The following is a 1002-nucleotide window of genomic DNA, read 5'->3' as shown; positions in this document are numbered from 1 at the left end:
ACACCAAGGGTAATCCTGTCACGCCTCTTGAGGCGGCACTGGACCTGCAGCGTTCATTCTATGAAAACTCAAAGCGCAACCGGTTTATCAGGCAGCTGATAGAAGCTACAACCGATAAAACACGTACTTTGAATGACCCTGATATTCTGTCTTCACTTCGACCGATCATACTACCTGACTGGACACTGCACGAAGTTGGCGACAACAACCTAAGGATTTTGTATAAGATTGTTCAGGATATAATCCACAGAGTCAATCAATCTGACCAGCAGCCACCCATAGGACAATTTGAAAAATGCTGCTTTACTGAGTATTTCGTTCAATTGTTCCTGCTCTATTCAAACCCACTTGAATTTATTCGTGAACTGTTAGAGAAACTGTCAGATTCTGTCATAAGCCGTGATATCATGATTTTTGCGCCATCATTGACATTCTCCATCCCTTTTCGCGATACCTTTATACAACTTAAAAAGCACCCATCACGCCATGAATTAGCACGCTTTTCAAATGAGCTGATAAGGCAGGCACATAATTCCCATTCACTACAAGTGCCTTTAATAGAACCTGTCATCAGTCACAGTGGTAATACCGCCAACGATACAACTGCCAGCAATGGTAATAGGTTCACTGATCCCATCCGGCAATTTAATAGCTACCACAGAGCCTCTGGCTCTACCAGCTGTTCCTCTGACTCTCTGAGATACTTACAGCAGGGAGCAAGGCCAAAACGGACTGTCCTTGCGAATCAGCAAGATATCTCTTCCCAAAAGCGACTGATGGCGAGACCCTCATGCGGTGATCATCAAGCCGGTGGGGCACATAACCGATCCGATTTGGAGGTGTCGGGGATAAATCAGAACTTCTTGAGTAAACATTCGACCGACGGCTCCCTTCTCATTGAGCTTAAAAGACGCGCTCAGGAAAAAGAAGAGAAAAAAACGCAACGGATTGAAGCGTTAACTGAAGAAGTTCAAGGGTTAAGAATAGAAAATCGGGAGTTAA

General features: G+C 44.5%; 1 protein-coding gene. It reads left to right on the top strand.

What is annotated here, in order from left to right:
- On the top strand, window positions 1–1002 hold a 1002-nt coding region (locus KDK16_RS03505; RefSeq protein WP_257255316.1), incomplete at both ends, for a hypothetical protein.

The organism is Endozoicomonas sp. SESOKO4 (genome assembly GCF_024606275.1).
Note: the sequence above shows the minus strand (reverse complement) of the source record. Positions and strands in the feature narration are given on the sequence as shown.